This window comes from Rhodococcus sp. IEGM 1341, from assembly GCF_030056895.1.
Lineage (GTDB): Bacteria > Actinomycetota > Actinomycetes > Mycobacteriales > Mycobacteriaceae > Rhodococcoides.
In genome coordinates, this window is the sequence record NZ_JASHKV010000001.1 from 1,127,473 (window position 1) to 1,147,847 (window position 20,375).

Here is a 20,375-nt window from a genome sequence, read left to right on the forward strand (position 1 = left end):
CTGGATTCGATGAAAACCCTCGCACGCGGGGAGAACTGCCCCGCTCCTGCCGGTCCCCTGACGGTGACACTCGCAGCGTCGACCTCGGTCGACGTCTCCGCGCTGCTTCTGGGGCCGGACGGGCGGGTCCGTTCGGACGCGGACCTGGTGTTCTACAACCAGCCATCCGCCCCCGGTGTCGAGTATCGCCGTGCATCGACCGGGCACCTGCTGATGTTCGACGCCACCGCCGTCCCCGCCGGCGTCGATACCGTGGCCGTTGCGGCGTCCCTCGACGGAACGGGGCCGGCCACGTTCGCGGCTGCGGGTCCGACGGCGGTGACGGTGTCCGATGCGTCGGACACAGCCCTGGTGGCATTCACTGCCGATGCACTCGGAGACGAGAGCGCGCTGGTGTGTCTCGAGTTCTACCGCCGCGGCGAGCAGTGGAAGATCCGTGCCGTCGGCCAGGGCTACGCCGATGGTCTGGCGGGGTTGGCCACGGCGTTCGGGATCAGTGTCGAAGACGACGAGCCGGCGCCCGACACCCCCGACGAGCCATCAGCAGACGCCGCCGCGCCACCCGTGAATTCACCCGTCCCTCGAGGAGTCCTGGCCATGAGAAGTGAACTGTTCACGCCCGCCCACGCCGAGGTTCCCGGCTCGGGCATTCAGAAGCAGGGCAGCAAGATGTGCCGAATCGGGATGAACGGTGACGTGATGGCCCGGGCCGGTTCGATGGTCGCGTACCAGGGCGATCTCCGGTTCGAGGCGAAGGGCTCGGGTGGTATCGGCCGGGCGCTCAAGCAGGCACTCTCGGGCGAGGGTGTCCCTCTGATGAAAGTCACGGGCCGGGGCGATCTCTTTCTCGCCAACGCAGCTCAGGACATCCATCTGATCGACCTGGACGGGTCCGACGGTCTGACCATCAACGGTGCCAACGTTCTGGCTTTCGAGTCCACGCTGAGCTACGACGTCAAGCGTGTGCAGGGCGCTGCGGCAGGCGGTAACGCGGGCTTCTTCAACTGTGTGTTCACCGGGCGCGGACGGATCGCCATCACCACGGACGGGATTCCGGTGGTGCTGAACGTCGATCAGCCCACATTTGCCGATCCGCAGGCTGCGGTTGCGTGGTCGTCCTCGTTGCAGACGAGAGTCAAGAAGAACGATTCGTTCGGTCTCGGCACGCTGATCGGCCGATCGACCGGTGAGCGGTTCACCCTCGAGTTCGCGGGCCAAGGGTTTGTCGTCGTACAGCCGTCGGAGCAGCCGCCGGGCGGGATGATCGGTGGCAGCGGCAGTGGTGAGCAGGCCGGTGTGGGCGGCGCGCTCGGCGGCTTGTTGGGCAGATAGGCCGCGCGGCCGGAACACAGAAATGCCCGCTCCCAGGAAGGGAGCGGGCATTTGTGTGCAGGTACTACTTGGCCTTTTCGAGAACCTCGACCAGTCGCCAGTGCTTCGTGGCGGACAGCGGACGGGTCTCCATGAGCTGAACGCGATCGCCTACGCCGGCGTCGCCCTTCTCGTCATGTGCCTTGACCTTGGTGGTGCGACGGATGATCTTGCTGTAGAGGGGGTGCTTGACCCTGTCCTCTAGCTCGACCACGATCGTCTTTTCCATCTTGTCGGATACGACGTAGCCGATCCGAACCTTACGGTTGTTGCGCTCTTCAGTCACAGTGTTTTCCTCGCTCATGCTGCGTCACCTGCTGTGTCCTCGGAAGGACCAGAGGCCAAGCCGAGCTCACGTTCACGAAGCACCGTGTAGATACGCGCGATTTCGTGGCGCACCACGCGCAGTCGACGGTTGTTGTCCAACTGGCCGGTAGCCATCTGGAAACGAAGGTTGAACAGCTCTTCCTTCGACTCACGCAGCTTGGTGACCAGCTCTTCACCGGTGAGCTCGCGGAGCTCTGCGGCTGGGGTTCCGGTAGCCATCAGAACTGCTCCTCCCTGGTGATGATGCGTGCCTTGATGGGCAGCTTGTGGATGGCGCGAGTCAATGCCTCACGCGCGATGGTCTCGTCGGGGTACGACAGCTCGAAGAGCACACGACCCGGCTTGACGTTGGCGATCCACCACTCGGGCGAACCCTTACCGGAACCCATGCGGGTCTCGGCAGGCTTCTTGGTGAGCGGGCGGTCCGGGAAGATGTTGATCCAGACCTTGCCGCCACGCTTGATGTGGCGAGTGATCGCGATACGAGCGGACTCGATCTGACGGTTGGTGATGTAGGCGGGCTCGAGAGCCTGGATGCCGTAGTCACCGAATGTCACCTGAGTTCCGCCCTTGGCGGCACCCGAACGCTTCGGGTGGTGCTGCTTGCGGTGCTTGACCCGGCGGGGGATCAACATGCGTCAGCCCTCCTGAGTGGGCTCGGTCGAGGCCGGAGCCTCGGTTGCGGATGCCGCGCGGCCGGCCTCGGTGCTGGTCGCCGTGGTGCCCGAGGCACCGCTGCGACGCGGACGAGTGGGACGCTCACGACGGGGACGGTCTGCACCGGCGGCCGGAGCCGCAGCGGCAGCGAGTTCACGCCGTCCGCCGACGATGTCGCCCTTGTAGATCCAGACCTTCACGCCGATGCGGCCGAAGGTGGTCTTGGCCTCGTACAGTCCGTAGTCGATGTCGGCACGGAGCGTGTGCAGGGGAACGCGTCCCTCGCGGTAGAACTCCGAGCGCGACATTTCGGCACCACCGAGACGGCCGGAGCACTGAACACGAATGCCCTTGACGTTCGGCTGACGCATGGCCGACTGGATGGCCTTACGCATTGCGCGACGGAATGCGACGCGGTTGCTGAGCTGCTCGGCAACACCCTGGGCCACGAGCTGAGCCTCGGACTCGGCGTTCTTGACCTCGAGGATGTTGAGCTGAACCTGCTTGCCGGTCAGCTTCTCGAGAGCTCCGCGGATGCGGTCGGCCTCGGCGCCACGACGACCGATGACGATGCCCGGACGTGCCGTGTGGATGTCCACGCGAACACGGTCACGGGTGCGCTCGATCTCGACCTTCGCGATGCCTGCGCGCTCCATGCCGGTGGCAAGAAGCTTGCGGATCTCGACGTCTTCCTTGACGTACTCCGAGTACTGCTTGTCTGCGTACCAGCGCGACTTCCAGTCAGTGGTGATACCCAAGCGGAAGCCGTGCGGGTTGATTTTCTGACCCACTACTGAGCCCCTTCCTTGGACGCCTGGCCCTTACGACGGTTGCGAGACGTTCCGCCGGTCTTGGGCAGGCTTTCGACGATCACCGTGATGTGGCTGGTGCGCTTGCGGATCCGGAATGCCCGGCCCTGAGCGCGCGGCTGGAATCGCTTGAGGGTTGCACCCTCGTCGACGAATGCAGTGGCGACGATCAGTGTGCTGGGATCGAGATCCAGGTTGTTCTCGGCGTTGGCCGCTGCGGAGGCGATCACCTTGGCGACCGGCTCGCTCGCTGCCTGCGGCGCGAACTTGAGGATGTTGAGCGCGTCCTCGACGGAGCGCCCGCGAACCAGATCCACGACGCGACGTGCCTTCATCGGCGTGACGCGAACGTGCTTCGCTACGGCCTTGGCAGTCGGATTGGCGGTGGGGGTGAAGTTGGTCATCGCCTCTTCGCCTTCCGGTCGTCCTTGATGTGACCCTTGAACGTGCGGGTCGGTGCGAATTCCCCGAGCTTGTGGCCGACCATGGAGTCGGACACGAACACCGGCACGTGCTTGCGACCGTCGTGGACGGCGAAAGTGTGACCGATGAAGTCGGGCAGGATTGTCGATCGACGGGACCAGGTCTTGATGACCTGCTTGGTTCCCTTGTCGTTCTGGACGTCAACCTTCGCGAGGAGGTGATCGTCTACGAACGGGCCTTTCTTCAGGCTGCGTGGCATTCTGAACTCCCTCCTAGCGCTTGTTCTTGCCGGTACGACGACGACGGACAATCAGCTTGTCGCTCGCCTTGTTCTTGCGGGTACGGCCTTCCGGCTGTCCCCAGGGGCTGACCGGGTGGCGTCCACCGGAGGTCTTGCCCTCGCCGCCACCGTGCGGGTGGTCGACCGGGTTCATCACGACACCACGAACGGTCGGGCGCTTGCCCTTCCAGCGCATGCGGCCGGCCTTGCCCCAGTTGATGTTCGACTGCTCGGCGTTGCCGACCTCGCCGACGGTTGCGCGGCAGCGCACGTCGACGCGACGGATTTCACCGGACGGCATACGCAGCGTGGCGTAGGGGCCTTCCTTACCGAGGAGCTGGATGCTCGCTCCGGCGGAGCGGGCCATCTTGGCGCCACCACCCGGACGGAGCTCGACCGCGTGGATGGTCGTACCCGTCGGGATGTTGCGCAGGGGCAGGTTGTTGCCGGGCTTGATGTCGGCATTGGCACCCTGCTCGATCGGCGAGCCCTGGGCGATGCCCTTGGGTGCGACGATGTAGCGCTTCTCGCCGTCTGCGAAGTGCAGCAGTGCGATGTTCGCGGTGCGGTTGGGGTCGTACTCGATGTGAGCGACCTTGGCCGGCACGCCGTCCTTGTCGTTACGACGGAAATCGATGAGACGGTACGCACGCTTGTGACCGCCACCCTTGTGCCGGGTGGTGATACGACCGTGTGCATTACGTCCACCGCGACCGTGCAGCGGGCGGATCAGCGACTTCTCGGGGGTCGAACGCGTGATCTCAGCGAAATCGGAAACGCTGGAGCCACGACGGCCCGGGGTTGTCGGCTTGTATTTACGGATTGCCATGAGTCTTCTCGTCCTCTATATCCGAAGAGTCCCAGTCGCTTACGCGACCGGACCTCCGAAGATCTCGATGGGCTTGCTGTCGGCGGAGAGCGTTACGAGCGCGCGCTTGGTGTCCTTGCGCTTGCCGTAACCGAACCGGGTCCGCTTACGCTTGCCCTGACGGTTCATCGTGTTGACGCTGGTCACGGTGACGTCGAAGATCTTCTCGACGGCAATCTTGATCTGCGTCTTGTTCGAGTCCGGGTGCACAAGGAACGTGTAGGTGCCTTCTTCGATCAGTCCGTAGGACTTCTCGGAGATGACCGGTGCCAGCAAGATGTCGCGGGGATCGGCGATCGTGGTCACTTGCTTGCCTCCTCGTTCTTTGCAGGCCCAGCGATGAAGGTGTTCAGCGCTTCCACGCTGAAAACGACATCATCGGCGTTGAGCACGTCGTAGGTGTTGAGCTGGTCGGGTGCGATGGGATGCACGCCGTCCAGGTTCTGAACGCTCTTCCAGGCTGCGATGTCCTCGCGGCCGACGACGAGCAGGACCTTCTTGCGGTCCGAGATCTCGGCGAGGAACGTCTTCGCACCCTTGGTGGACGGAACCTGTCCGGCAACCAGTTCGGTGATGACGTGCAGACGCTCGCTGCGGGCCCGATCCGAGAGGGCTCCGCGCAATGCGGCGGCCTTCATCTTCTTGGGGGTCCGCTGGCTGTAGTCGCGCGGCTGCGGTCCGTGGACCGTGCCACCGCCGACGAACTGAGGAGCGCGGGTCGAGCCCTGACGGGCGCGGCCGGTGCCCTTCTGCCGGTACGGCTTCTTGCCGCCGCCGCGAACCTCGCCACGAGTCTTCGTGGAGTGGGTTCCCTGACGAGCAGCTGCCAGCTGTGCGATGACGACCTGGTGCAGCAGCGCGATGTTCGCCGGAGCGTCGAAGATCTCCGCGGGGAGATCGACGGTGCCGTTGGTCTTGCCGCCGGCTTCCTTGACATCGAGCGTCAGCTTGGTCTCGGTGTTCTTCTCGAGGCTGGTCATGCCCGTGCACCACCCTTCAATGCAGACTTGACGATCACGACGTTGCCGCGACGGCCCGGGATCGCTCCCTTGATCAGCAGCAGACCGTTCTCGCTGTCCACCTTGTGGACCGAGAGGTTCTGCGTCGTGACGCGGTCGCCACCCATACGTCCGGACATGCGCATTCCCTTGAAGACGCGACCGGGCGTTGCGCAGCCACCGATGGATCCGGGACGACGGTGCACGGCCTGTGCACCGTGGCTCGCGCCCTGACCCTTGAAGCCGTGACGCTTCATGGTTCCGGCGAAGCCCTTGCCCTTGCTGGTGCCGGTGACGTCGACGTAAGCGCCGTCCTCGAACACTGCAGCGGTGAGCTCCTGGCCGACCTCGAACTGCGAGGCGTCGGCAACGCGAATCTCCACGATGTGGCGACGCGGCGTGACACCTGCCTTCTCGAACTGGCCGGTGGTGGGCTTGTTCACCTTGCGCGGGTCGATCGCACCGAATGCGACCTGGACGGCGCTGTAGCCGTCACGTTCCTGGGTGCGGATCTGGGTGACCACGTTGGGGCCTGCCTTGATCACGGTCACCGGAACGACGCGGTTGTTCTCGTCGAAGACCTGGGTCATTCCGAGCTTGGTGCCCAGAATTCCTGTTGCAGGCCGGTTCTTGTTATCAGTCATCGTTGTCTCCGCGCTCACTGGATGTTGACGTCGACACTGGCCGGGAGGTCGATGCGCATGAGCGCGTCCACCGTCTTCGGTGTCGGGTCGAGGATGTCAATGAGCCGCTTGTGAGTACGCATCTCGAAGTGTTCGCGCGAGTCCTTGTACTTGTGCGGCGAACGGATGACGCAGTACACGTTCTTCTCTGTCGGCAACGGCACCGGTCCGACGACGCGGGCACCCGTACGGGTGACCGTTTCGACGATCTTGCGCGCTGACGCGTCGATCGCCTCATGGTCGTAGGCCTTGAGCCTGATGCGGATCTTTTGTCCCGCCACGCTTAGTGTCCTTTTCTTGCCGCTTGGTCGTAGAACGGGCCGTTCGGCCTGCTCCACCTCGTCTGCACAGTCCCCGAGCCGTGGGAAACCCACCGACTCGAACTGCCTTCGTGCACACACGACAGTGAAAAACGTTGACGACCAGGCGTGACCTGATTCCGTTGCCGCTCTTCATCTGTCATGGTTCTCCGGTCCACGCGGTCGGGCGTGTCGCGATTCCGCTCATTCTTCTGGGCTGAAACTTTCGCTTCGACCATCCGAATCCAACGAAATCCGCACCGATCGAGCTGGTGTTCCGGACGCGCTCACGTGGAGCGCTGGTCTCATGTTCTTGCTCAGTCGGCTTTTCGGCCGACTCACCTGTGTCAGGCCGCACGCATGCGCGTCCCGTGTCCAGGCAACCCGACCAGTATGCCGCAGACCGGGCATCAGATCAACTCGGGGCCGATCGATCGTCACCGCGCTACCTTACCGAGCAGTAAGGTAGCGCCATGACCACCGTCGAGAACACCACCGGCGCGACCTATCGCGCCTGGTCGAAGCTACCCAACAACGGTATCGGCTCCACCCTCTTCTCTGTCGGCATGTGCCTACGGGTTCCGTACTTCGCATCCGTACTGCCCCGTGTCGTCGCGCTCGAGCCGGGGCGCTGCGAGGTCACTGCCCCCAAGTGGTTCGGCATTCGAAACCACCTGGGCACCTTCCACGCCATCGCGGCCTGCAACCTCGCCGAGGTCGCGATGGGCATGCTCGCCGAGGCGACCGTCCCCACCTCGCACCGATGGATCCCCAAATCGATGACGGTCCAGTATCTGACGAAGGCCACCACATCACTGCGCGCGATCGCCGCACTCGACGAGCTCCCCGACTTCGGGACGGTCACCGATGGCATCGACATCGTCGTGCCGGTCTCGATCCGAGACACAGCCGGCGCGGAGGTGGTGCACGCGGACATCACCATCTGGGTCTCTGCCGCATCTCGTTGACATACTCGACCGATGAACTCGGTGACGCGGTCGGAGCCCGACAACTCCGTGATTGTGGTCGGAGGTTCGGGAGCGGTCGGACGTCTGATGGTCGACCTGCTGCGCGGTGACGGCGCTTCGGTCACCGTCGTCGACATCGACGACGGTCCCGACGCCTTTCCCGTCACGGTCGGTGACATCACTGCGCCCGACGAACAGCTCGAAGCGGTGCTGGCACGTGCGGCGACGGTCATTCTGGCGGTGCCCGAATCCGTGGCGCTGGCGGCGGACCTGTCTGCGCTGCGGCCCGACGCTCTGCTGGTGGAGACCCTGTCGGTCAAGTCCGGCTTCTCGCGCCACGTGCAGGGCGCACGTCCGATCGGTGCCGTGGTGGGAATCAATCCCATGTTCGCCCCGTCGCTCGGAATGGCCGGACGTCCCGTCGCGGCCGTCGTACACCGACCCGGCCCGCCGGTGGATCTCTTCCTCGAGGGAATTTCGCGGTGGGGCGGTCGAGTAGTGCTCCTCGACGCTGCACGCCATGATCGCCTCGCCGCCGCGACGCAGGCGCTGACACACGCCAGTGTGCTGGCGTTCGGCCTGGCTCTGGCCGAACTGGACCTTCCGTTCGTCGACATCGACGCCGTTGCGCCTCCCCCACACGCGACGATGCTCGCGGTGCTGGCGCGCATCACCGGCGGTGAACCCGAGGTCTACTGGGATGTTCAGGCAGGCAATCCGCACGCCGCCGATGCCAGGGAGGCGCTGCATCGAGCGACGCAGACGGTGAGCGAGACCGTCGATTCCGGCTCCGAGGCCGACTTCGCTCGCCTGTTGACGCAGGCCGAAGCCGCTCTGGGCGGGAACGGCGATCAGTATCGAGCATTGTGTGCGGAGATGTTCGGTATCGTTCGAGGCAGCGGCGGTAACCGATAGCCGCAGTCGGACGAGCGGAAAGCGGGGGCACGCGATGTTGGAGCAACCGTCGTTGCCGGAATTCGACTCCACAGATGTCGTGGAGAGCGCCGTCGTCGCGCGGTTGGCGAAGAACTGGTCACAACGCGCGACGGTCAAGAAGCCCGAACCCGAACTGGACGATCTGTTCGACGTCGCCAAGCAGGATTTCCCCGACGCTCTGATTCCGTTCGGTGAGCACGACACCTTCACCGGTGCCACTCCCGAGCAACAGAATCGACTTCGGGCGTGGGGCTGGATCGCGTTCAACAAGAACGTGATGGACGTCGAGCAGCATGTCGTTCATCCCGGCTTCGCCCTGCTGGCGCAAGACGTGTTCGAGACCGGGATGGGTGACACCCTCGCAGTTGCGGTGACCCAGGCCATGGTGGACGAGCAGTACCACACCCTCATGCACCTCAACGCGAGCGCAGCCACCAGGCGCGGGCGCGGTTGGGCCCTGTCGGAACGCTCTCTGCCGTTCAGCTCCACCGTGCGCCGGCAACGCGCGGCACAGGCGAACAGTGACGACCCCTGGTCGGCCGCGATCAGCTCCCTCGCGTTCATGACGGTTGCAGAGATCTCCATCACGTCGTACCTGGACCTGATCGAGGACGACGACGTCATTCAGCCCATCAATCGGGCAACGGTCAAGCTGCACAACCGCGACGAGTACTGCCATGCGTCCATCGCCGACGACATGGCCGCGATCGTCTTCGAGCGACTCGGTCCCGACGACCGGCAGAAGTTCCTGGACGGCCTCGTCGATGGCATGGACGCGTTCTCGAGCAGCGATTTCTCCACCTGGGGACGCATTCTCGAACTCGAAGGCGTGCTGGGAGCCGAGGCGATGCTCGCCGATGTCGAGCAGGACAAGAGCCGGCGAGCGTTGGTTCAGGACTACAGCGGGTTGCGGTCTCTGTGCCGAAAACTCGACGTCGAGAACAGTATCGATATCGACTGGGGCTGACTGCGGAACTCACGCAACGACGCCCCTCCACGTAACATCCACGGCGAATTTCGCTATCAAGTAGTGGCCCTCGACTCCACGGGGTCCGGTCCCACCACTCCCCCCGACAGCTCGGAGATTCGATGTCGTCAGCTCAACACGCAGCCGTACACGTGGAGGACGTACACAAGTCCTTCGGCGATGTGCAAGCGTTGCGCGGCATCAGCTTCTCCGCGGAGCGGGGAACAGTTCTGGGCATTCTCGGCCCGAACGGTGCAGGCAAGACGACGACCGTGAAGGTGCTCTCCACCCTGATCGCACCCGACAGCGGCAGAGCCTTCGTGGCGGGTCACGATGTCGCAACCGACGCTCCGGCAGTACGCCGCTCGATCATGATGACCGGGCAGTACGCGGCCCTCGACGACACACTGTCCGGCCGCGAGAACATCGAGCTCTTCGGTCGTCTGATGGGTCTGGACAAGAAGGCCGCGAAGGCCCGCGCCAAGGCGCTGCTCGACGAGTTCGACCTCTCCGATACCGGCAAGCGCCCCGTGCGCGGCTACTCGGGTGGTATGCGTCGCCGCATCGACATCGCCTGTGGCCTCGTCGTGCGGCCGGAGGTCGTGTTCCTGGACGAGCCGACCACCGGACTCGACCCACGCAGCCGGCAGGGTGTCTGGTCGCTGGTCGAGGCACTCAAGGCGCAGGGCATCACCGTGCTGTTGACGACGCAGTACCTCGAAGAAGCAGACGTTCTGAGCGACAACATCATCGTCATCGACAAGGGCACGGTCATCGCAGAGGGCACGTCGGACCATCTCAAGGCAATGACCGGCGGAAGCTACTGTGAGGTCGTTCCTCTCGATCCCGGCCAACTCCGTGCGGCCGCCGAAGCCCTGGGCGACATGGTCCCCGCTGCAGTTCACGCCGAGATCACCGCTGCCTCGGACCGGCTCTCCGTTCCCGCACCCGACGGCGCGGCAACGCTGTCGGAGATTCTGCGGCGTATCGATGCGAGGGGAATCGTGCTGGCCGACATTGCTCTGCGCCGCCCGTCGCTCGATGACGTGTTCCTCACGCTCACCGGGCACTCGCAGACGAGCACCACACCGTGACGGCCACTACGCGAGGCGTCGCCGATTCGAAGGCCAGAACCGTCCAACGGGCCGATGTCGGTTCGACCGCTCAGCAGCCGAAGCGGCGGTCGAGGACGAAGCCGTCGGGGTTCGTGCAGTGGCAGGCCCTCACCGGCCGCGCACTGTGGACCATGCTGACCAAGGGCGAGTTGCTGGTCGCAGTCATCGCACCGCTCATCTTCACCGTCGGCTTCTATCTGCCTCTCAAGTTCGTCATGGGTTTGCAGGGCATCGATTACGCCCAGTTCCTGATGCCGATCATCGTGTTGCAGGCCATGGCGTTCACCGCGATCTCGGCGGCACAGCGCGCCTCGGCCGAGGCGATGAGTGGTCTGAACTCACGGTTGAAGACCATGCCCGTCGTACGGGGCGTGCCACTCGTGGCACGAATCTCGAGCGGTGTCGTCCGCTCGTTGGTCTCGCTCGTATCCGCCCTCGGTTTCGGCTATGTCATCGGTTTTCGCTTCACGGCAGGGTTCGGTCAGGCCCTGTTGTTCTGCGCACTCGCCATGCTGATCAGCACCACGTTGTCGATCGGGGCCGATGCGATCGGAACTCTGTCGAAGAGTCCCGAAGCAACCAGCCAGGTGTTGACCCTCCCCCAGCTCATTCTCGGGATGGCGTCGTGCGGGTTCGTTCCGGAAAGTGGATTCCCGGAACTCATCCGACCGTTCGTACGCAACCAGCCGATCTCGCAGTTCTCCTTCGCAATGCGAGATATGGCCGAAGGAGGAGTCACCTTCCAGGTGTTGTGGCCGTCGCTCGCGTGGGTGACCGGATTGATCCTGTTCTTCGTACCGCTCGCCATCTGGGCGAGCTCCAGGCCAGAGTGAAGAGTCCGACATGACGATGTCCGAAGCGTCGGTGAACACGACCCGCGTGTCCGGCTTGACCTTCCCCGAACCCAACATGGTCCTGGGCGAGAGGTCTGTCCGTGCCCTCTGGACCCACAGTCTGATCCAGGCCAAGCGTCTGTTGATGCGATGGATGCGCGATCCGTCGACGATGATTCAGGCGTTGCTGTACCCCGCCTTGATGCTGGTCATGTTCCGTGTCGTGCTCGGAAACTCGATTTCCGCGGCCACCGGAGCGCCGGCGATCTACGGCCAGGTGCCGATGATCGCTCTCGTCGGAGCGATGTTCGGATCCATCGTCAGCGCGGTCGGCCTCAAGGGCGAACGTAAATCGGGTTTGCTGTCCCGCTTCTGGACGACACCGACGCATCGTGCCGCCGGTCTGCTGGGCAGGATGATCGCCGAAGCAGTTCGAGTGCTCGTCACCACCATCGTCATCACCTTGGCGGGTGTCGCGATGGGGTTCCGATTCACCCAGGGAATTCCGGCCGGCATCTTGTTGATTCTGGTGCCGATCGTGTTCGGTATCGGGTTCGCGGTCATGGTGACATTCCTGGCCACCGTCGCCGGCGACGCACCCCTGGTCGAAGTCGTGTCGATCTTCGCCACGCTTCTCATGTTCTTCAACGCCGGCTTCGTACCTGTGCTGGCCTACCCACCATGGCTTCAGCCCGTCGTCGCGGCGCAGCCGATGTCGGTGGCGGTCGATGCAATGCGAAACCTGGCAATGGGTGGTCCGGTCCTGACACCGGTGTTGCAGACTCTTGCGTGGTCGCTCGGAATGGCAGCAGTGTTTCTGATCCCGGCAATTCGCGGCTACAAGAAGGCGTCGTCGGACGGCTGATCGAAGTGGCTCCGGTCGACCCACGGCCCGGAACGGAGATGACATCGTGAAGCATGCGCACTCCGCACATCCGTCGATCTCGGTGATCATTCCTGTGGGCTCGTTGGATCCCCTGCTCGACGCCCAGTTGCAGGCGTTGGCGGAGCAAGATGTCGACCATCCGTTCGAGGTTCTGATTTCGGACAATGCAGGCGACGGACGAGTCAGCGATCACGTCGCTTCGCATCCCCTGCGGGATCGACTGCAGTTGACCTGCGTAGACGCGTCACAGCAGGTCGGTGCGGCGCACGCACGCAATCGCGGTGCCGAGAGCGCCTCCGGCGACCTGTTGATGTTCTGCGACGCGGACGACGTGGTGCATCCGTCGTGGCTACGAACGCTCGCCGAACTGGCTCGGACGTTCGACGTGGCAGGTACCGCAGTGGAGACGCACACGTTGAACAGTGCGCGAGCGCTGTCCTGGACTCCGACCACACCGCCCGAGAACCAGGGCCGTACGGATTTCCTGCCGTTCGCCATCGGGGCCAGCATGGCCTGTTGGGCGTCGGTCTATCGCGATGTCGGTGGCATCGACAACCGGTTCAGGGCCAGCCAGGACGTCGAATTCTGCTGGCGCGCGCAACTGTCCGGCTACACCCTCGGTTTCAGTACCGACACTGTCGTGGCCTACAGACTGCGCGCCGAGCTCCGACCCATGCTGCGCCAGTCGTTCCGGCTCGGATTCGGCTTTGCCAAGCTGCGGGGAATCTATCGGCCCCAGGGGTGCCCGGCCATGAAAGTTCGTACGGTCCTGTCGTGGTGGACAGCCCTGTTGGTTCGCAATCCGCTGCTACCGACGGCATGGACCGGGCTGGCCCGTGGTCACTGGTCGAGGGCCCTCGTCATCCGGGTCGGCGAAATTCGCGGGGGCATTGCCTATCGCGCGTTCAGCTGGTGACGTCGGACACACCCACTGGCTCACCGACCCACCCGGCCTGCAGTCTTGATCCGCGCGACTGTAACGGATGGATGACCGATGTTACGGTCGACAACACAGGCCTGCCGAAACCGGCGGCGCGTCCCACGCCTTCACACGAGATCGAGGCCATGTCGAACACGCTTTCCCGAGTGCTGCCCACGGCGGTTGCTGCCGCCGTCGCCGGTGCCCTGTGCTTGACCGGGGCGGGAACGGCGACCGCAGCACCCTCTCCCACCGGCACCTCGGTGTCGGCCACCCCCGTACTCGAGGGTGCCAACGACTTCGGCTGCGTACCCAGTGCGGCCCATCCGCGCCCGGTCGTTCTCGTACACGGAACCAAGATGGATGCGTCGACGTGGAAGACACTCGCACCACAGTTGAAGAGCGAGGGGTACTGCGTCTTCGCCCCCAACTACGGTGGCGTCTCGCTCCTGCTCGATCCGAGCACCACCATCTGGGGTTCGGGCGACATCGCCGAGTCGGGACGTCAGATCGGCCGCTTCGTCGACGAGGTACTTGCCGCCACCGGTGCCGAACAGGTCGATCTCGTCGGCCATTCACAGGGTGGTACTTCTTCACGCCAGTACATGAAATTCGACGGCGGCACCGATCCGCAGGACCCGGCCCGCAACAAGGTTCACACCTTGGTCACCCTCGGTGCCACCAACCACGGGACGACGTTCGGCGGATTGCAGCAGCTCTCCGAACTGCTGACCTCGCTCGGACTCCCCGGCGACGCGCTCACCCCGTTGACGTACAACATGGCCGGTGCACAGCAGTTGGTCGGTTCGACGACGTTGACGAGCCTGAACGACGGCGGTGACGTCCAACCGGGAGTCGAGTACACCGTCGTCGCCACACGCAACGACACGGTGTCGACACCCCCGGGGAACACCTTCCTCCGGTCGGGTGATCCGTCGACGGTGCACAACGTCTGGGTCCAGGACGTGTGCCCGGCCGCCACGACATCGCACATCGGCCTCGTCACCGACCCTGTGCCTCTGTACATGGTCAAGTCGGCGCTCGATCCCGACTACGCAGCGACGACGCCTGCACCCTGCTGACACAGCACGAACCTTCACCACCGGGGCCTCACGACATCACGTCGTGAGGCCCCGGTCGTGTTCGACGGTCTACCGGTCCAACTCGGACTGCAACACCGGTCCGATTTCGGCGAGCGCAGACTGCGACGCCATCTGCCAGTGGGTGGAATGCACGGGCACCACGTTCACGCCCCCGTCGACCGCGTCCTCCCACGTCGACGCTGCAATGGTTCCGGTCGGATCGTCGACGACCGACGCGAAGAGGGTCGACCGCCCGACGAATGTCCGTGGCACGTACGAGTCGATCAGCTCCGCCGAGCGGGCGATCCCGTCCAGTATCCCGGCTATCCGTTCGCGGGATATCGCGTCGAACGGAGCAGGCATCGATGCCAACAGTTCCGCCACGGAATCGACCGTGAGCTCTCCGATCTCGATATCGGAGTCTGTTCCCAGGCCGAGGCCGCCGAGCATCTCTCCGGCCGACACGGGGCGGTCCACGAGGTGGTCGGTCCTGCCCGCGACGAACGAGTCCATCATCGCCAGCGTTGCTACCGACTCGCCTTCGTGCTGCAGTTGCACAGCCATGGCGTGCGCGATCGATCCGCCCATCGACCAACCGAGCAGGTGGTACGGGCCGGACGGCTGCACGCTGCGAATCCTGTCGACGAACAGGGCGGCCCACTGTTCGATGGATTCCGGCAGGGGTTCGGCACCGGAGAGGGCAGGTGACTGCAACCCGTAGATCGGACGATCTTCGCCCAGGTACGCCGACAATCCTCCGAAGGCCCAGGAGAGCCCGACGATGGGATGGATGCAGAACAGCGGTGACGCGGAACCACCGATCCGAAGGGGAATCATTGTGTCCAGCCCGCTCGATTCGTCCCCCTCGACAGGCGACGCTGTCGCTGCGGTGATCCGCGCGGCGAGCGAGGCCACGGACGCGTCGACGAACAACCAGTTCAGCGGTATCGGCCCGCCCACGGCCGCTCCGAGCTTGGACACCAACTTGACCGCCAGCAGCGAGTTGCCACCCAACGCGAAGAAGTCGTCGTCCAACCCGACGCGCTCGACTCCCAGGACGTCCGAATACACCGCCGCGATCGATTCCTCGACCGGTGTCCGCGGAGCGCGGAACTCGCGGATCTCGAATTCCGGGGCAGGCAACGCACGACGGTCCAGCTTGCCCGCCGCATTGAGCGGCAACGCGTCGAGCACCACGAACGCGGACGGCACCATGTACGACGGCACCGCCGACCCCAACTCCGACCGGACCGCCTCGACCTCGATGTCGGCTCCGACCGCGGGCACCACGTACGCCGCCAACGACTCCCCCACCGACAACTGCGCAACCACCACAACGGCCTGACTCACCGCCGGAGACGCCGTCAAGGCAGTCTCGATCTCCCCCAACTCGATTCGCTGCCCACGGAACTTGACCTGGAAGTCCGTCCGACCGATGTACTCGAGCCGCCCGCCATCCATCGACCACCGAACCAGATCGCCGGTGCGATACATTCGCGCCCCAGCATCGCCGAACGGGTTCGCTACAAAACGCTCCGAAGACAGGTCCGGCCGCACAACGTAACCCCGAGCCAACTGCACCCCGGCGAGGTAGAGCTCGCCCGGCACACCCGCAGGCACCGGATGCAACCGCGAATCGAGAACGTGGACAGAGGTATTCCACTCCGGCACCCCGATGGAGACCGAGCCATCCACCCCGACGTCCTCGGAGACGTCGCGATACGTGACACTCACCGCCGCCTCGGTCGGTCCGTACAAGTTGTGCACCCGAGCATCCGACACCGCGCGGCACGTATCCACGGTCCGCGCGGGCAACGCCTCACCGATCACGAAGATGTGCCGAAGCGAAGAGATGGACTGTGCAGCAACCGATTCGGCGAACACCGTGAGCATCGACGGCACGAAATCTGTCACCGTCACACCATGACGGGCGATCTCGGCCGCGACTGCCTCCACGTCGCGCTGCGCGCCCGGGGCCGCCACGATCAACCGACCCCCGGTACGCAGCGGCAGGAAGAACCCCCACAACGACACGTCGAACGTCGTAGCCGTCTTCTGCAAGTACACATCCGACGCGTCGAGACCGTACTCCTGCGCCATCCACGCCATCTGGTTGACGATGGCGCGATGCTCGACGGCCACCCCCTTCGGCCGACCTGTCGACCCGGACGTGAACAGCACGTATGCCAGATCGGCACCGGAGGCACGAGGGAATGCCACCGACCCGACCGGCGGCGGCGGATCCGTGATGTCGACAACCGGAATCGCTGTCCCCGTGGCGAAGTCGTCTCGCGCCGTCGACAGAACGACAACCGGCGACGCCGTGTCGAGAATGTAGTCGTTTCGCTCGGACGGCTGATCCGGATCCACCGGAACGTACGCCGCACCGGACCGCAGCACGGCATACATGCCGACCACCAGCTCGATCGATCGACGCATGGCCAACCCCACCGACACACCAGGCCCGGCACCGTGCTCCTGCAACAACCACGCAGTCGCATCCACCCGGTCCGAGAACTCCCGATACGTCAACGACTGTTCGCCGAACACCAACGCCACCACATCAGGCGACTCGGCCACCACCCGGTCGAAACCATCCAGCAGCACCTCGTCCGAATCGACAGCCACCGCGCTGCCGTGGCCCCGCAACGAGAGTTGTTCACGCTCAGCCGAATCGAGAACGTCGATGTCACCGACCGCGAGTTCGGGTCGAGCGGTCACGGAGTCGAGAACGGCCACCAGCCGGTGCCCGAAGGACGTCACGGTCGGCTCGTCGAACAGATCCGTGGCGTACATCAACTCGACGGCGAGCCCTGCGCCGTCGCCCCGCTCGGTGAACGTCACCTGGAGGTCGAACTTGGCCGATGCCACGCCGGACCCGAACGCCTCGACGGCGAGATCGGGCAGCTCGAACGAACCCTGCGAGAAGTTCTGGAAGAACAGCGCAACCTGCACCAGTGGGTGTCGTCCTTGCGAACGCACCGGATCGAGTACCTCGACCAGACGCTCGAAGGGAACGTCGACGTTGTCGAACGCCTCGAGGTCGGCCTCACGGACCGTGTCGAGAACCTCGACGAACGAGGCATCCGAGTCAACAGGGGTTCGAAGCACCACCGTATTGACGAACATGCCCACCAAATCGTCCAGCCGCGCGTCACCACGGCCACCCACCGGCGCTCCGACGGCGATGTCGGACGTACCCGACAGTGTCGCCAGCAACACGGCCAACGCGGCGTGCACCACCATGAACGGGGTCGACTCGTTGGCCCGGGCGCATTCGACCACTCGGGTGTGCAGCTCGGGATCGATATCGAACGACACCACCGCCCCTCGTCCCGACGCGACTCGCGGGCGCGGCCGGTCGGCGGGTAACTCCAGTTGTTCGGGTAGGCCGTCGAGTGTGTGCTGCCAGTACTGAATCTGCTTGCTGGCGACGGATTTCGGGTCCGATTCGGAACCGAGCATGTCGAGTTGCCACAGCGTGTAGTCGACGTACTGAACCGGCAGCGGCATCCACTGCGGTGCCGATCCACTGCGTCGCGCGAGGTATGCCGTCATGACGTCCCGAGACAGCGGAGCCATCGACAGCCCGTCGGCCGAGATGTGGTGTGCCACGAACGCCAATACGTACTCCGGCATCGGACCGGCGGGGTCGGTGACCTCGAACAGCCGAACGCGGAACGGAATTTCGACCGTCACGTCGAATCCACGGCTGAAGAATTCGGTGACGTCGGCCAAGGCGCTGTCACGGGTGACGGTGACCATGGCCGTGTCGACCTGCGCATCGGCCTCGTCGAGCACCTGCTGATAGCCGCTGCCTTCGATGTCGGGATAGATGGTGCGCAACGATTCGTGCCGACCGACCACATCGAGGACGGCGGCCTGCAGCGCTTCGATGTCGAGGGAACCTCGCAGCAGCAGAGCAACCGGCACGTTGTTGAGTGCCGACCCGGTGTCCAGTCGGTTGAGGAACCACATACGTTGCTGAGCGGACGAGAGCGGAATGTGTTGCGGTCGAGCCCTCGAGGCGTCGAGCTGCGCCCGGACCGGAGCGTCGACCGAGTCGACCGCGTTCGCGAGCGCCTCGACGGTGGACGACTCGAACACAGAACGCGCGGGCACGTGCACGCCGAGAGCCGAACCCAGTCGTGCGGCGAGTTTGGTGGCGATCAGCGAGTTGCCGCCGAGCGCGAAGAAGTCGTCGCCTGCACCGACTCGTTCGACTCCGAGCAGCTCGACGAATATCTCTGCTACCGCCTGTTCGGTGGGGGTCGACGGAGCCCGGAATTCCGCGGCCTCGAACACCGGTTCCGGCAGTGCATCTCGGTCCAGCTTGCCGGTGGGAGTCAGCGGGATCGTATCGATCCGCGTGATCACCGAGGGCACCATGTGCGCGGGCAGACTCCGCCCGGCCTCGTCCAGCACCCGGTCCAGGTCGACGTCCGCCCCTGCCACCGGCAGTACGTAGGCTGCGAGAACGGTTGCGCCAGTAGGACTGCGGTGACCGAGGGTGACAGCGAAATCGACCCCGTCCTGCGCTGTGAGAACGGCGTCGATTTCACCGAGTTCGATTCTGAAGCCTCGGATCTGGACCTGAAAGTCGTTGCGGCCCAAATATTCGATGGCACGTCCGGACGCCACTTCCCGCCACCGCACCAGGTCACCGGTACGGTACAGTCGACTCTGATCCGAGATACCCTCGGCTGCATAGGGATTGGCTACGAATCGCGCCGCGGTCAGCGCAAATCTTCGATGGTAACCCCGCGCAAGGCCGGCACCGGTCAGATACAGCTCCCCCGGCACCCCGGCCGGTACCTGCCGCAACCGGTCGTCGAGCACGTGGTAGCCCATGTCTTTGGTGGACGGCCCGAGCAGCACGGCTTCGCCGGCGTTCAACGGCGGCGAGATGTTGCACACCATCGACGCTTCGGTGGGGCCGTATACGTTGAGAAACCGTCTGCCCGGTGCCCACTTCGACATCAGCTCCGAGGTGAAGGCCTCGCCGCCGATCGCGAGCACTCGCATGTCGGGCACCTCAGCCGGGTCGAGCGAGGCCAGCGCTGCCGGGGTGATGAACGCATGGCTGACGCGGTGGCGGCGGAGCATGTCGGCCAGATCGGACCCGCCGTACACGCCGGGCGGGACTATGACCATCGTCGAGCCTGCGCCCACGGCCATCAGTAGCTCCAGCACGGATGCATCGAAGCTGGGGGACGCGAAATGCAGTGTGCGCGAATCGGAGTCCAGCCCGTAGGTCTCGACCTGAGTGGAGGTCAGCGGAGCCAGTCCGGCGTGGGAGACGGCGACGCCTTTCGGCAGACCGGTCGAGCCGGAGGTGTAGATGACGTACGCGAGCGTGGACGGGCGAATCGGTGCCCGTCGGTCGTCCGCTACGACGGGATCGTCGGAGAACCCCTGGAGTGCGCCTTCGGTGTCGGACGAGTCGAGGCTGATCCACGACACCGACGTCGGCATCGTGTCCTCGAATTGTGTTGCAGTGACACCCATTCGCACGCCGGAGTCGTTCACCATGTGCGTGATGCGGGCGGCTGGGTAATTCGGGTCGATGGGCACGAAAGCAGCACCGGTCTTCGCCACGGCCCACACGGCCGTGACCGATTCGATCGAACGGGTCAGTGCCAGAGCCACGAAATCCTCGGGACCGATCCCGCGTTCGATGAGCAGCCGGGCGAGCCTGGACGACCGGGAGTCGATCTCCCGATAGGTGAGCGACCGGATGCCGAACTCCACCGCGGTACCGTCCGGGTTCTTTTCCACCGCCGCGGCGAGCAGAGTCGGCAGCGCGACCGTACGGGCCGGTCGCTGTCGGGTGGGTCGTGCACGGGTAGGCCTGGGGCGGCTCGACCGTCCACCCACTCGGCCGCCCGACTCGGACGGTGTGCCGGTCGATCCATCCGAACTCATCTGAACTATGACTCCTCACCAGTGTTGCC

The 20,375-nt window shown here is 64.7% G+C and carries 21 protein-coding genes; 9 read left to right on the top strand and 12 right to left on the bottom strand.

Going from position 1 to position 20,375, the window contains the following annotated elements; all coding sequences use genetic code 11:
• Positions 1-9: 9 nt before the first annotated feature.
• Positions 10-1,332 (top strand): AIM24 family protein, encoded by a 1,323-nt coding sequence (locus QM615_RS05140; protein WP_149405335.1) that lies wholly within the window; start codon positions 10-12, stop codon positions 1,330-1,332.
• Between the two features lie 64 nt (positions 1,333-1,396).
• Here the strand turns inward: QM615_RS05140 and rpsQ are convergent, their stop codons facing one another.
• From rpsQ to rpsJ, 11 genes are read right to left on the bottom strand one after another with little or no spacing between them, the layout of a single operon-like run.
• Positions 1,397-1,675, bottom strand: coding sequence for a 30S ribosomal protein S17 (gene rpsQ, locus QM615_RS05145; RefSeq protein ID WP_032376635.1), 279 nt, complete (start codon positions 1,673-1,675; stop codon positions 1,397-1,399).
• Positions 1,672-1,917: a 50S ribosomal protein L29 gene (gene rpmC, locus QM615_RS05150; protein ID WP_032376634.1), complete on the bottom strand. Its 246-nt coding sequence runs from the start codon at positions 1,915-1,917 to the stop codon at positions 1,672-1,674. The genes rpsQ and rpmC overlap by 4 nt, the downstream gene beginning before the upstream one ends.
• Positions 1,917-2,333 carry a 50S ribosomal protein L16 gene (gene rplP, locus QM615_RS05155; protein WP_027496313.1) on the bottom strand — a complete coding sequence of 139 codons (417 nt, stop codon included), beginning with the start codon at positions 2,331-2,333 and terminating at the stop codon, positions 1,917-1,919. Before rplP ends, rpmC begins: the two co-directional genes overlap by 1 nt.
• Positions 2,334-2,336: 3 nt before the next feature.
• Positions 2,337-3,146: a 30S ribosomal protein S3 gene (gene rpsC / locus QM615_RS05160; protein ID WP_027496312.1), complete on the bottom strand. Its 810-nt coding sequence runs from the start codon at positions 3,144-3,146 to the stop codon at positions 2,337-2,339.
• The gene (rplV, locus tag QM615_RS05165) at positions 3,146-3,568 is read right to left on the bottom strand and encodes a 50S ribosomal protein L22 (RefSeq protein WP_037188319.1); all 423 of its coding nucleotides are present in this window, start codon (positions 3,566-3,568) and stop codon (positions 3,146-3,148) included. The genes rpsC and rplV overlap by 1 nt, the downstream gene beginning before the upstream one ends.
• Positions 3,565-3,846 (bottom strand): 30S ribosomal protein S19, encoded by a 282-nt coding sequence (gene rpsS / locus QM615_RS05170; RefSeq protein WP_008718309.1) that lies wholly within the window; start codon positions 3,844-3,846, stop codon positions 3,565-3,567. The genes rplV and rpsS overlap by 4 nt, the downstream gene beginning before the upstream one ends.
• A 13-nt stretch (positions 3,847-3,859) precedes the next feature.
• Positions 3,860-4,696: a 50S ribosomal protein L2 gene (rplB, locus tag QM615_RS05175; RefSeq protein WP_008718311.1), complete on the bottom strand. Its 837-nt coding sequence runs from the start codon at positions 4,694-4,696 to the stop codon at positions 3,860-3,862.
• 39 nt (positions 4,697-4,735) lie between these two features.
• A complete protein-coding gene (gene rplW / locus QM615_RS05180; protein WP_027496310.1) occupies positions 4,736-5,041 on the bottom strand; it encodes a 50S ribosomal protein L23 in 306 nt (101 codons plus the stop codon).
• A complete protein-coding gene (gene rplD / locus QM615_RS05185; RefSeq protein ID WP_008718317.1) occupies positions 5,038-5,715 on the bottom strand; it encodes a 50S ribosomal protein L4 in 678 nt (225 codons plus the stop codon). The genes rplW and rplD overlap by 4 nt, the downstream gene beginning before the upstream one ends.
• Positions 5,712-6,377 (bottom strand): 50S ribosomal protein L3, encoded by a 666-nt coding sequence (rplC, locus tag QM615_RS05190; RefSeq protein ID WP_027496309.1) that lies wholly within the window; start codon positions 6,375-6,377, stop codon positions 5,712-5,714. Before rplC ends, rplD begins: the two co-directional genes overlap by 4 nt.
• 14 nt (positions 6,378-6,391) lie before the next feature.
• Entirely contained in the window at positions 6,392-6,697 is a 306-nt protein-coding gene (gene rpsJ, locus QM615_RS05195) for a 30S ribosomal protein S10 (protein WP_003938093.1), read from the bottom strand.
• A gap of 491 nt (positions 6,698-7,188) precedes the next feature.
• Between rpsJ and QM615_RS05200 the strand changes: the two genes are divergently transcribed.
• The 8 genes from QM615_RS05200 to QM615_RS05235 all read left to right on the top strand — a co-directional run bounded on the left by QM615_RS05200 (position 7,189) and on the right by QM615_RS05235 (position 14,421).
• Positions 7,189-7,683 carry a hotdog fold domain-containing protein gene (locus QM615_RS05200; RefSeq protein WP_149405334.1) on the top strand — a complete coding sequence of 165 codons (495 nt, stop codon included), beginning with the start codon at positions 7,189-7,191 and terminating at the stop codon, positions 7,681-7,683.
• A gap of 12 nt (positions 7,684-7,695) precedes the next feature.
• Positions 7,696-8,598, top strand: coding sequence for a prephenate dehydrogenase dimerization domain-containing protein (locus QM615_RS05205; protein ID WP_149405333.1), 903 nt, complete (start codon positions 7,696-7,698; stop codon positions 8,596-8,598).
• A gap of 34 nt (positions 8,599-8,632) precedes the next feature.
• Positions 8,633-9,586, top strand: coding sequence for an AurF N-oxygenase family protein (locus tag QM615_RS05210; protein ID WP_149405332.1), 954 nt, complete (start codon positions 8,633-8,635; stop codon positions 9,584-9,586).
• A gap of 122 nt (positions 9,587-9,708) precedes the next feature.
• Positions 9,709-10,680 carry a daunorubicin/doxorubicin resistance ABC transporter ATP-binding protein DrrA gene (locus QM615_RS05215; protein ID WP_068051396.1) on the top strand — a complete coding sequence of 324 codons (972 nt, stop codon included), beginning with the start codon at positions 9,709-9,711 and terminating at the stop codon, positions 10,678-10,680.
• The gene (locus QM615_RS05220) at positions 10,677-11,534 is read left to right on the top strand and encodes an ABC transporter permease (protein ID WP_149405331.1); all 858 of its coding nucleotides are present in this window, start codon (positions 10,677-10,679) and stop codon (positions 11,532-11,534) included. Before QM615_RS05215 ends, QM615_RS05220 begins: the two co-directional genes overlap by 4 nt.
• Before the next feature lie 10 nt (positions 11,535-11,544).
• A complete protein-coding gene (locus QM615_RS05225; RefSeq protein ID WP_149405330.1) occupies positions 11,545-12,399 on the top strand; it encodes an ABC transporter permease in 855 nt (284 codons plus the stop codon).
• Between the two features lie 46 nt (positions 12,400-12,445).
• A complete protein-coding gene (locus QM615_RS05230; protein ID WP_188078554.1) occupies positions 12,446-13,336 on the top strand; it encodes a glycosyltransferase family 2 protein in 891 nt (296 codons plus the stop codon).
• Positions 13,337-13,485: 149 nt separating this feature from the next.
• The gene (locus QM615_RS05235; protein WP_149405624.1) at positions 13,486-14,421 is read left to right on the top strand and encodes an esterase/lipase family protein; all 936 of its coding nucleotides are present in this window, start codon (positions 13,486-13,488) and stop codon (positions 14,419-14,421) included.
• Positions 14,422-14,490: 69 nt separating this feature from the next.
• On the opposite strand, the gene QM615_RS05240 is transcribed toward QM615_RS05235, so the two are convergent.
• Positions 14,491-20,346 carry a non-ribosomal peptide synthetase gene (locus QM615_RS05240; RefSeq protein ID WP_149405328.1) on the bottom strand — a complete coding sequence of 1,952 codons (5,856 nt, stop codon included), beginning with the start codon at positions 20,344-20,346 and terminating at the stop codon, positions 14,491-14,493.
• Positions 20,347-20,375: the final 29 nt, after the last annotated feature.

Bases quoted from the DNA above. Each gene is read 5' to 3' on its own strand.
- rpsS (WP_008718309.1), bottom strand. From the start codon at position 3,846: ATGCCACGCAGCCTGAAGAAAGGCCCGTTCGTAGACGATCACCTCCTC.
- QM615_RS05140 (WP_149405335.1), top strand. From the start codon at position 10: ATGAAAACCCTCGCACGCGGGGAGAACTGCCCCGCTCCTGCCGGTCCC.
- QM615_RS05240 (WP_149405328.1), bottom strand. From the start codon at position 20,346: ATGAGTTCGGATGGATCGACCGGCACACCGTCCGAGTCGGGCGGCCGA.
- QM615_RS05210 (WP_149405332.1), top strand. From the start codon at position 8,633: ATGTTGGAGCAACCGTCGTTGCCGGAATTCGACTCCACAGATGTCGTG.
- QM615_RS05205 (WP_149405333.1), top strand. From the start codon at position 7,696: ATGAACTCGGTGACGCGGTCGGAGCCCGACAACTCCGTGATTGTGGTC.
- QM615_RS05235 (WP_149405624.1), top strand. From the start codon at position 13,486: ATGTCGAACACGCTTTCCCGAGTGCTGCCCACGGCGGTTGCTGCCGCC.
- QM615_RS05225 (WP_149405330.1), top strand. From the start codon at position 11,545: ATGACGATGTCCGAAGCGTCGGTGAACACGACCCGCGTGTCCGGCTTG.
- rplV (WP_037188319.1), bottom strand. From the start codon at position 3,568: ATGACCAACTTCACCCCCACCGCCAATCCGACTGCCAAGGCCGTAGCG.
- rplC (WP_027496309.1), bottom strand. From the start codon at position 6,377: ATGACTGATAACAAGAACCGGCCTGCAACAGGAATTCTGGGCACCAAG.
- QM615_RS05200 (WP_149405334.1), top strand. From the start codon at position 7,189: ATGACCACCGTCGAGAACACCACCGGCGCGACCTATCGCGCCTGGTCG.
- rpsQ (WP_032376635.1), bottom strand. From the start codon at position 1,675: ATGAGCGAGGAAAACACTGTGACTGAAGAGCGCAACAACCGTAAGGTT.
- rplP (WP_027496313.1), bottom strand. From the start codon at position 2,333: ATGTTGATCCCCCGCCGGGTCAAGCACCGCAAGCAGCACCACCCGAAG.
- QM615_RS05215 (WP_068051396.1), top strand. From the start codon at position 9,709: ATGTCGTCAGCTCAACACGCAGCCGTACACGTGGAGGACGTACACAAG.
- rpmC (WP_032376634.1), bottom strand. From the start codon at position 1,917: ATGGCTACCGGAACCCCAGCCGCAGAGCTCCGCGAGCTCACCGGTGAA.
- rplB (WP_008718311.1), bottom strand. From the start codon at position 4,696: ATGGCAATCCGTAAATACAAGCCGACAACCCCGGGCCGTCGTGGCTCC.
- rplD (WP_008718317.1), bottom strand. From the start codon at position 5,715: ATGACCAGCCTCGAGAAGAACACCGAGACCAAGCTGACGCTCGATGTC.